Source organism: Curtobacterium flaccumfaciens, assembly GCF_051548005.1.
Lineage (GTDB): Bacteria > Actinomycetota > Actinomycetes > Actinomycetales > Microbacteriaceae > Curtobacterium.
Map to the genome: position 1 here is coordinate 1 of NZ_JBPUGH010000119.1, position 10579 is coordinate 10579.

At 71.6% G+C, this 10579-nt stretch carries 7 protein-coding genes; 4 read left to right on the forward strand and 3 right to left on the reverse strand.

Annotated elements, in window-relative coordinates:
- The first annotated feature begins 50 nt into the window (after positions 1 to 50).
- Positions 51 to 1865 (forward strand): thiamine pyrophosphate-requiring protein, encoded by a 1815-nt coding sequence (locus tag ACSW7Y_RS13100; protein WP_438126712.1) that lies wholly within the window; start codon positions 51 to 53, stop codon positions 1863 to 1865.
- An 83-nt stretch (positions 1866 to 1948) separates the two neighbouring features.
- Positions 1949 to 4282, forward strand: a complete 2334-nt coding sequence (locus ACSW7Y_RS13105) for a bifunctional metallophosphatase/5'-nucleotidase (RefSeq protein WP_438126713.1) — start codon at positions 1949 to 1951, stop codon at positions 4280 to 4282.
- 253 nt (positions 4283 to 4535) lie between these two features.
- Here ACSW7Y_RS13105 and efeB read toward each other — a convergent pair whose 3' ends face one another.
- Genes efeB through efeU form a run of 3 tightly spaced genes read right to left on the reverse strand, consistent with a single transcriptional unit; the run spans position 4536 to position 8702 of the window.
- The gene (efeB, locus tag ACSW7Y_RS13110; protein ID WP_438126714.1) at positions 4536 to 5870 is read right to left on the reverse strand and encodes an iron uptake transporter deferrochelatase/peroxidase subunit; all 1335 of its coding nucleotides are present in this window, start codon (positions 5868 to 5870) and stop codon (positions 4536 to 4538) included.
- Positions 5871 to 5890: 20 nt separating this feature from the next.
- A complete protein-coding gene (gene efeO, locus ACSW7Y_RS13115; RefSeq protein WP_438126715.1) occupies positions 5891 to 7117 on the reverse strand; it encodes an iron uptake system protein EfeO in 1227 nt (408 codons plus the stop codon).
- Positions 7104 to 8702 (reverse strand): iron uptake transporter permease EfeU, encoded by a 1599-nt coding sequence (gene efeU, locus ACSW7Y_RS13120; protein ID WP_438126716.1) that lies wholly within the window; start codon positions 8700 to 8702, stop codon positions 7104 to 7106. Before efeU ends, efeO begins: the two co-directional genes overlap by 14 nt.
- Before the next feature lie 69 nt (positions 8703 to 8771).
- Between efeU and ACSW7Y_RS13125 the strand changes: the two genes are divergently transcribed.
- Together ACSW7Y_RS13125 and ACSW7Y_RS13130 are read left to right on the forward strand one after the other, a co-directional pair.
- On the forward strand, positions 8772 to 9563 hold the full coding sequence (locus ACSW7Y_RS13125; RefSeq protein WP_438126717.1) for a trimeric intracellular cation channel family protein: 792 nt from the start codon (positions 8772 to 8774) through the stop codon (positions 9561 to 9563).
- A gap of 308 nt (positions 9564 to 9871) precedes the next feature.
- A complete protein-coding gene (locus ACSW7Y_RS13130) occupies positions 9872 to 10474 on the forward strand; it encodes a TetR/AcrR family transcriptional regulator (RefSeq protein ID WP_438126718.1) in 603 nt (200 codons plus the stop codon).
- Positions 10475 to 10579 lie beyond the last annotated feature (105 nt).

Sequence of the window (10579 nt, forward strand, 5' to 3'; positions counted from 1 at the left end):
CCGGGCCTCCAGTCTGAACGCGTACAGCCTCCGGGATGCACGCTGGTCGCATGGGCACCACCGTGAGCGACTTCGTCATCGACCGCATCAAGTCCTGGGGCGTGACCCGGGTGTTCGGCTACCCGGGCGACGGCATCGGCGCGTTCGACGGGGCCCTCGGCAAGGCGGACGGCAGCGAGCGCGCGCTCGAGTACGTCCGGCCGACGCACGAGGAGATCGCCGCGCTCATGGCGACCGCCCACGCGAAGTTTACGGGCGAGGTCGGGGTGTGCGTCGCGACGTCGAGCCCCGGGGCCTTCCACATGCTCAACGGCCTCTACGACGCGCAGATGGACAACCAGCCGGTCGTCGCGATCGTCGGGCAGCAGGGCCTGGCCTCGATCGGGTCGTTCACGCAGCAGGAGTCGAACCTCGAGCGGGTGTTCGCCGACGTCGCGTGCTACGTCGAGACCGTGGCTTCGCCGGACGCCGCAGGGGTCGTGATCGACACCGCATTCCGCACCGCGATGCTCCGGAAGCAGCCCGCCGTGGTCGTCCTCCCCCACGACGTGCAGGCGATGGCGTGGGAGGAACCCGCCGCCGAGCACTGGGTGTCCCGGTCGAGCGACGTCCCCGCCTCGACGCGCATCACCCCGTCGGCGGAGGACGTCCGGACGTTCGCGGAGATCCTGAACGCCGGGAAGAAGATCACCTTCCTCGTCGGTGCCGGCGCCCGCGGCGCGACCGACCAGGTCCTCGCGGCCGCCGAGAAGACCGGCGCGGGCATCATCACGGCCCTCCGCGGCAAGGACGTCGTGCCGTCGGACGTGCCGTACCACACGCAGCAGGTCGGGCTCCTCGGGTCACGGCCGAGCCTGACCCAGATCAAGGAGTGCGACACGATCGTGCTCCTCGGGACGAACTACCCGTACGGCGAGTACCTGCCGAAGTCGGGGCAGGCCCGTGGTGTGCAGGTCGACATCAAGCCCGAACAGCTGGGTCTGCGCTACCCGACCGAGCTCAACCTCTGGGGTGACGTCGGTGCGACCCTCGACGCGGTCCTGCCGCTCCTCGAGCAGACCTCGGACCGCTCGTGGCAGGAGCAGCTCGCCGACGAGATGCGCGAGTGGGAGGCCGAGATGGCCCGCCAGGCCGAGGTCTCCTACAGCGACGGCGTCAACCCGCGGCGGGTCATCCGCGCCGTGAACGAGCGGCTGCCCGAGGGCGTCACGGTGACCTGCGACGCCGGGACCACCGCGGACTGGTACGGACACCACATCCGTCTGCGCCGGGGCATGCACGGCGACATGTCCGGCCGCCTCGCGACCATGCTCGCCGCGATGCCGTACGCCGTGACCGCGAAGTTCGCGTTCCCGGACGCGCCGGCGGTGTGCACCATCGGCGACGGTGCGTTCCAGATGCTCGGCATGAACGAGCTCATCACCGTGAAGAAGTACATGGCGAACTGGCCCAACCAGCAGCTCGTCATCGTGATCATGCACAACGACGACCTCGGCCAGGTCTCGTGGGAGATGCGCACCGAGGACGGCAACCCCATGTGGCGCGGGTCGCAGGACGTCGAGACGATGGACTACGCGGGCTACGCCGAACTCCTCGGGTTCACGGGGATCGCCGTGCACGACGACGCCGAGGTCGACGCGGCCGTCGAACGGGCGTTCGCGAACCCGGGCGTGACGGTGATCGACGCGTACGTCAGCCGGAGCGTGCCGCCGCTGCCGCCGCACATCACCGCGGAGTACGCGATCAACACCGCGAAGAGCCTGCTCAAGGGCGATCCGGTCGAGCTCGACGTCGTGAAGGACTCGGCGAAGGCGATGGCTGCGGAGGCCGTCGAGCGGGTGAAGGGCGCACTCGGACGGGACTGATCGTGTTGCTCGTGTGAACATCGTGTGACGCGTTCGGGGGACGTCTGGCGTGTTGCCTGTGCGTCCTCCTAGGTTCGTCGCCGATGAACACTTCCCACCATTCCCGAAAGCGTCGCGGGCTCCTGGTCGCGGGCACTGCGCTCGCCACCGCCGGTGTCCTCGTCGCGCTGTCCGTGCCATCCGTCGCCAGTGCGGCCGACGGCGACACCACGATCGACCTGTACAACGTGAACGACTTCCACGGTCGGATCGCGCAGTCCATCTCGCAGACCGACGGCGTCCCGACCCCCCGCGACGGCGACGCAGCCGGCGCGGCGACCCTCGCCGGTGCGCTGGGACAGCTCCGCGGTGACGGCACGACCTCGGCCTTCGTCAGCTCCGGCGACAACATCGGCGGGTCGACGTTCGAGTCCTTCATCCAGGACGACCAGCCCACGATCGACGTCCTCAACCAGATGGACCTGTCCGTCAGCGCGATCGGCAACCACGAGCTCGACAAGGGCCAGGACGACCTGCGCGATCGTGTGATCGGCGGCCAGGGCACCGGCGTCCGGAAGGCCGAGTGGGACTACGTCTCCGCGAACATCCTCGACACGGCCACGGGGAAGCCCGCGTTCCAGCCGTACTCCATCCAGGAGATCAGCGGCAAGCGCGTCGGCTTCATCGGCGCGACGGTGGACCTGATCGGCCAGGGCCTCGTCGCCCCGGACGGCATCGAGGGCCTCGAGATGGGCGACATCACGACCGAGGTGAACAAGGTCGCCGCGCAGCTCACCGACGGTGACACGGCGAACGACGAGGCCGACGTGCTCGTGCTGCTCGTGCACGACGGCGCCGAGTCCACCGCGGCGACTGACCTCGACGGCGACTCCGACTTCGCCCGCGCGGTGCGCGACGTCGACCCTCGTGTCTCGGCGATCCTGTCGGCGCACACCCACCAGACGTACGTCCACCAGGCGAAGATCGGCAACGGTCCGGCCACGCGCCCGGTGATCCAGACCGGGTCGTACGGGTTCAACCTCGGGCACGTGCAGCTCTCGGTCGCCGCAGACGGCACCGTCACCGCGACGAAGGCCGAGAACCTGCGTCTCGTCGATGGCACCTACCCGGAGGACGCCGCCGTCCAGGCCACGGTCGACGCCGCCGTCACGAAGGCCGACGAGCTCGGCGCCGTCGAGCTCGGCACCGTCGACCGCGACCTCAAGCGCGCCGTGCAGACGAACGGCTCCGAGAACCGCGGCGGCGAGTCGACGCTCGGGAACTTCGTCGCCGAGGTCCAGCGCAGCCAGACGCAGCGGCAGGGTTCGCAGATCGCGTTCATGAACCCCGGCGGGCTCCGCGCGGACGTGGCCTCGGGGCCGGTCACCTACAAGGAGGCCGCGGTCGTCCAGCCGTTCGCGAACACGCTCGTCGTCCTCGACCTCACGGGCGACCAGATCCGCCAGGCGCTCGAGCAGCAGTGGCAGCCGGCAACGGCGAGCCGTCCGTTCCTCAAGCTCGGCGCCTCGGGGGGCTTCGCGTACACCTACGACCCGAAGGCTGCCGCTGGCTCCCGCATCACGTCGATGACCCTCGACGGCAAGCCTGTCGAGGCCTCCCGGACGTACAAGGTCACCGTGAACTCGTTCCTCGCGACGGGCGGCGACAACTTCGCCGCGTTCAAGGGCGCCGCCGCGAAGCAGGACAGCGGCGTGGTCGACCTCGAGGCCCAGGTCGCGTACTTCACGGCCAACCCGACGGTCGAGGTCCAGGAGGACCAGCGCGCGGTCGGCGTCCGGACGAACGAGCCCGAGGGCGGCTTCCAGCCCGGCGACGACGTGCGGATCGACCTGTCCTCGCTCACCTTCAGCAACGCCGCGGACCAGGCCGGCGAGGTGTCCGTGAGCGCGGGCGGAACCGAACTCGCCCGCGCCACGATCGACACCTCCGTCGTCGACACCACGGACGAGCAGGGTCGTGCGACGCTCGCGTTCACCGTCCCCGGTGCCGAGGACGAGCAGACCGGGGTGGCGCGTGCCGCCCTGACGACGCGCGCCGCAGCCACGACGGAGGAGCCGCTCGTCGTGGAGCTGCCGAACGGGCAGTCGATCACCCTCGCGGTGGCCATCCCGGTGGCCGCCGAGGCCGAGGACCCGGGCACCGACCCGACCGACCCCGCCGACCCGTCCGACCCGGGGACGACGCCCGGTGCGGGCACCGGCGGTGACGTCGACGGCGGCGCGGGTGTCGACACGGACGGCGACGGCACGGTCGACGTGGTCGTCCCGGACCAGGCCGGCGGCGAGCTCGCCTACACCGGCGCGGACCTGACCGGGCCGGCCGTCGCGGCCGGGCTGCTGCTCCTCGCGGGCATCAGCGGCCTGGTGGTCGCTCGGCGGAAGCGCGCACAGCGCGTCGAGCCGGTCACGACCGACTGACACGACCAAAGGGCGGACTGGAGGCGCGGTGTCGGCTGGCACCGCGCCTCCAGTCCGTTCAGGTCACTGTCCCTGCGGGACGGACCAGCGTATCCTCGGCCGTGTCGCACAGCGACGCGTCGCGCCGGGTCATCTCTCATCCGCCGGCGGTGGTTCCGCTCGGTGCGGACTCCGCGGCGCGGGTGCTCTCCGTCTCCAGGGAAACGACGGAGGGCACCCACCCGCCGGCGCGGTCCGCGACCGTGTGGCGGCGTCAGCGGAAGAGCTGCTCGGCGATGTACGAACCCTTCCGGGGCGCGGGCGGGACCGCGAAGACGCCGGACCCGATGTGCGAGACGTACTCGTTCAACCGGTCCGAAGCGCCGAGCTTCCGCTGCAACCGGGTGAAGTGCTCCGGGTCGTCCATGTACGCCGCGAACAGCAGCCCGGCGTCGAGCTGTCCGTACTGGTTGAGCCCGTCGGTGTAGTTGTACCCGCGCCGGTGGATCTTCACACCACCGTTCGCTTCGTGCGCCGCGAGGGCGATGTGCGAGCGGACGTCGATCTTCGTCGTCCCGTCACCGTGGGCCGCGTGGAAGTCGGGCGTGGTGTGCTCGGATCCGCCGGAGAGCGGAGCGCCCTCGATCTTCGTCCGACCGAAGACACGCTGCTGGTCGCTGACGTTGTCGGCGTCCCACGTCTCGAGGTTCATCCGGATCTTCCGGACGACCTGGTACGTGCCGCCACGCATCCAGGCGGCGCCGTCGCCCGGGTCGTCGACCCACACGAACCGGCTGAACTCCTCGTCGGTGGAGACGTTCCTCGTGCCGTCCTTGAACCCCATGAGGTTCCGCGGTGTCGACTGCGAGGGACCGGCGGAGGCGCGCCCGAAGCCGAGCACCGTCCAGCGGACGGTCGCGGTGCCGCGCGCGATCCGAGCGAGGTCGCGGACGGCGTGGTAGGCCACCTGCGGGTCGTCCGCGCACGCCTGGAGCGAGAGGTCCCCGCCGGTCAGCTGCTCGTCGAGGTTGTCGCTCGGGAGGGTCGGTATCGCCGCGAGGTGCGCCGGACGCTTGTCCGCGAGACCGAAGCGCTCGTCGAACACCCCGGGGCCGAGCCCGACCGTGACGGTGAGCGAGGCGGGGCCGAGGTCGAGGGCCTCCCCCGTGTCCGCGCCGACGCCGTTCCCGTGCGCGGGCTCGACGCTGCCGACGGTCTTCCCGGCCTGCAGCTGCGCGATCGCCGCCGACCAGCGGGCGAGGAGCACCTGCAGGTCCGTCGTCACCGACGTCGACAGGTCGAACGTCATGAACACGCAGTGCCGCTGCGGGACGGTGCGGATCCCACCCTGTGGCTGCCCGGCCGCCGTCGCGTAGAACGGGTGCTCCTGGGAGAGGTCGATCGACTCGTCGCCGTTGGCGGCGGCGGCGAACGGGTTCACCCCGGTGGCCGCGGTCGCGCCGGCGACGCCGACCGCGGCGCCGACTCCGGCCCCGGCGGCGGCGAGGCCGGCGCCGAACAGGCCGCGTCGGGAGACGCTGGTCCGGTGCGGGCCCGGTCCGCCGTGCTCGTGCGGGCCCGGTCCGCCGTGCTCATGCTCGCTCGTCACGCCGTGCTCGTGCTCGCTCGTCACGCGGTGGCGACCTTCTCGGCCAGCCGGGACAGCGGGTCCTGCAGCGCCTGGACCTGCTGCGAGATCGCGTTCGCATCGGTACGCTTCACGTCGCCGGTCCACGACTTGAACCCGCCGAGGGCATCCGCGTCGCGGTAGCCGTCCATGAGCGTGTTCGTCGCGTCGAACTGCTCCGCGATCTGCTTCGTCAGCGTCGGGTCGGTCTTCGTCAGCCCCGGCTTGAGGTACGCGAATGCCTGCCGCGCGCCCTCGACGTTGGCGGCGAGGTCGACGAGGTCGATGTGGCTGTAGGCCTCCTCCTCGCCCGTGATCTTGTTCGACTGGACCTCCTCGAGCAGCCCCGCGGCGCCGTTCGCGAGGTCCTCCGGCTTGTAGTCGAGCGTCGGGACGAGCTTCGCGAGCAGGTGCACGTTGTCGGTCAGCGCCGCGGCGGTCTCCTTGGTCGACGCGGTGATCTTCCCGCCCTCGAACAGGTCCTTCTCGACGGCGTGGAAGCCGCTCCACCCCACGGACTCGTCGAGGTTCGAGGCCCGCATGTCGATGAGGTAGTCGAGGTTGCCGGCGTTGTCGGTCGCCTTGTAGCCCTTCTTGACGAAGCCGTCGACGTCGCTCTCGATGTGCTCGTAGAACGGCCGGGCGTTCGCGTAGTCGGTCTTCGCGGCGGCGAGGTCGCCCTTGTCGACGTCGGCCTGGAGCTGCTCCACGGCCGCGACCATGTCGGTGACCTGGCCGTCGACGTACGTCGCGTAGCCCTTGGTACCGTCCGCGAGCAGCGTCGCAGCGCTGCTGTTCGCGGTGTTCGCGACCTTGCCGGTCACGGTGAAGTCGGTGAGCTCGGTCGTCGCCCCGGGGCAGTACACCTGGTACTTCCCGCCGGTGAGCGTCGCGGTGAAGTGCACGGGGTCGAGCCCGGGCGCGAGGTTCTCCTTCTCGCCGAGGATCCGCTGGTCCTGCAGGAGCTCGACCTCGGTGATGGCGGTCGACGACTCGTTCTTCACCGTGAAGGTCACGGGCCCGGCCGGCACCTTCGTGGTCGACACGGCGCAGGCGTCGGAGCCGTCGTTCGTCAGCGTGACGGTCACGCGGGCGACCTTGCCGGAGGCGGACGGGTCGCTCGACGCGGGGGACGAACCGGACGCGCAGCCGGTCAGCGCGAGTGCGGTCGCCGCGCCGAGTGCGCCGAGGGTGATCAGGGGACGGACGGTGGACTTACCGAGCGGCATACGCGGGGCTCCTCGTGGGGTCGTCGGCGGGCGGGCCGCGCGACGCGGTGGTGTCGGGGTCGGGCGCAGGGGTGGCTGTGGTGCGACGACGGTCGCGGAGGGCGAGCAACAGCTGCGCCGCGGCGGCGATGCCGAGCGCGAGGGGCAGCCAGGCCGCCCAGAGCTGCAGTTCCGCACCGCGCGTCGCGGCGGACGCCGCGGTCTCCGCGGCTCGCTGGGCGACGGCGTCGGGGACGCTCCACACGTCGCGTTCGAGCGTCGTGGTGCGAGCGGACGGGAGGCCCCCACCGCTCAGCGTGAGCACGTCGCGTTCCGAGGCGGTCGCGTCCAGGACGCCGCCGGCCGCGGTCCAGAGGGTGGTGGTCCGCTTCGTGGCCCACTTCGCCGCGAACGGACCGGGGTTGGTGGACGGCGAGATGCCGACGGGGACGCGGCCGAAGAGGCCGACGAGGTCGTCGAGCGTCAGGCTGCTCGGCTGCTCCGCGGCGGCACCGGCGTCGACCACCTGCCAGCGGTCCGCGGCGACGCCGGCGCGGGTGACACGGCGGTGCACGGACGCGGGCAGCTCGATCTCCGCTTGGGAGCCGTTGCCGGTGGTGCGGAGCTCGCCGGTCGTCCCGTGCACGACGGCGGTGAGGCTCGTCTGGTCGCCGTCGAGCCGGACGGTGTCGGCGAGTCGCGGCGCAGTGGAAGCGATCGCCGGGACACCGACGGCCAGCGCGACCGCGGCGACCGCCAGGCCCGAGGCGACGACCGTGCGGACGAACGGCACGCGTGCGGGGGCGGGGCGCCAGGCCCGAGGCCAGAGGGACAGCGCGAGCACGGGCACGAGGTAGAGCACCCAGCCGAGCACCTCGATGACGCGGGGGTCCGGCGGGATCCCCAGCACGCCGGTGACCAGGGCGCCCTGCACCGAGCCGTTCGGCGCGAGCCAGGACAGGTCGACCGTGCGCTGCTGACCGATGACGATCCAGCCGGCCTCGTGCGCGTGACGGATCGCGGTGAGGACGAGCCCGGCCGCGACGAAGACGAGGAACACGCCGGTACCGGTGAAGAACCGCGACAGGTTCAGCCGGACGCCGCCCGTGTAGATGCCGTAGCCGATGAGGACCGCCGCCGCGATGCCGATGACCGCGCCGAGGGCCGCCGAGCCGGTGTCGCTCGACGCCTGGAACGTCGCGAGCAGGAACACCGCGGTCTCGAAGCCCTCCTTGAGGACGGCGAGGAAGGCCATGCCCGCGAGGGCCCAGGCCGTGCCGCGACCGAGCGCCGCCGTGGCGCTGGCCTCGAGGTCCTTCCCGAGCGACCGCGCGTGCGTCCGCATCCACACGATCATCCCGGTGACGAAGACGACCGCGACGAGGCCGATGATCGTCTCCATCCCCTCCTGCTCGGCCTGCGGCAGCGCCTGCTCGACGAGCTGCAGGCCGAAGCCGACCGCGACGCTGAGGAGCACGGCCGTGCCGACGCCGAGCCACATCGGCGCGAGGGGGACGCGGTTGCGACGCAGGAACGCGGCGATGATGCCGACGATGAGCGTTGCTTCGAGGCCTTCGCGGAGGCCGATGACGAGTGTGGCGAGCATGGCGTAGGTGAGGCTAACCTAACCCGGGCTCCGCTCGCCACTCCTGCCACGTGGGGTTTGATGGTTCTCATGAACCTGCTGACCGTCGAGGGCCTGGCATCGGTCACGAACGTGCTCGACCTCGCCGGCGTCTTCGCGTCGGCTCTCCTCGGCGGGTCGATCGCCCGGACGATGGACTTCGACCTCTTCGGGTTCCTCGTCGTCGGCTTCGTCTCGGGCCTCGGCGGCGGCATCCTGCGCGACACGCTCCTGCAGAACGGCCCCCCGGTCGCGCTCGTCGACCCGCTCTACGTGCCGGTCGCCATCGCCGGGGCGCTCGTGGCGTTCTTCGTGTCGTTCTCCGAGGTGACGTGGGACCGCCTCTTCACGATCCTCGACGCCGCCGTCATCGGCATCTGGTCCGTCGTCGGCGTGCAGCGGACCTTCGACGCGGGGCTCGGCTGGCCCGCTGCGATCATCATGGGCACGATCACCGCGGTCGGGGGCGGTGCCATGCGCGACCTGCTGCTCCGTCGTGTCCCCGCGGTCTTCGGCGGGAACGCCCTGTACGCCACGGTCGCCGTCGCCGCCTCGGCGGTGATGGTCGTCGCGTCCTTCCTCGGATCCCCCTCGATCGGGATCGTCGCGGCGATCGTGCTGTCCCTCGCGCTGCGGTACGGCGCGGTCCGGCGCGGTTGGGGGCTGCCGAACGGTCGCGACTGGCAGCCGCAGTCCACTCTCGGCTCCCTGCTGCGACGCGGCCGGGGCCTCCGGGTCGTGCGGCCGGACGCCCTGCGACTCCTCCGCCGACCGGGCCGTCGCTCAGGGGCCGGCAGTGTGCACGAGCACCACGACCCGGACGCGGAGAGCCAGGACACGTAACGGACTACCGCCGCGAGGTCGCGCGGGCGTAGCATCGAGACCGCCGGGTATCGAGACCGGCGCACGTGTCACCGAGCACCGACGCGACCCGAACGCGGCGGTTCACGAGCAGCGTGCCGAGGGGGCTTCGCTGATGCCGCGCGGGATCAGACGCGCGGCGCGGCAGGTCTTCGCGGGTCGAGGACGTCCACACCACGCGGCGGTGTCGGACGGTGTCCCGGGACCCGCCAGAATGGTCGCGACCACCACCACGCGCTCCAGACCGTCGACCCGACGACGAGCGAGGGGCACCGTCGAACCAGGACCAGATGAGCGACGACGCTTCCCCCACTTCACGGACCCCCCGGGCAGAGGTCCGCGAGCGACTGCTGAGCGCAGGCGCGCAGGTCTTCGCCGAACAGGGCGTGCACGAGTCCCGGCTCGACGACGTCGCCGCGCGCGCGGGGTTCAGCAAGGGTGCCGTCTACTCGAACTTCAGCTCGAAGGAAGACCTCGTCGCCCAGGTCATGCGACGCGCGACGAACCTCGTGCTCGGATCGCTGCAGGAACTCGTGCACGCCGACATCGCCTCGGTGCAGATCGGCGACGTCGTCCGGCAGGCCTTCGGCCGCCACGACCAGAGCGCGCAGTTCGCCCTGCTGTCGGAGTTCCGCGGCTACGCCACACGGCACCCCGAGCTCATGCCCGAGTTCGTGGCGCAGCGCCGGAGCCTGCAGGACGGCGTGCAGGAACTCGTGGACCTGTGGTTCGGCGCCCACCCGGAGATCGACCCGGGCATCCCCCTCGACACCTTCGCGACCGCCCTGATCGCGGCGAACGTCGGCCTCGTGTTCGACGCCCCCGCGTTGCCCGGGGTCGACCCCGGCGAGGTCATCGCGGCGCTCGTCGAGGCCGTCGTCCGCCCGCGCTGACCCAGCGCGGCCGCCGCGCGGTGGCCTCGCACCGTGCGAGGTCGACCCCGTCAGCTCCGCTCCGTGCGAGGTTCCGCGTACGGTGCGACGCCGATCGACTCGCAC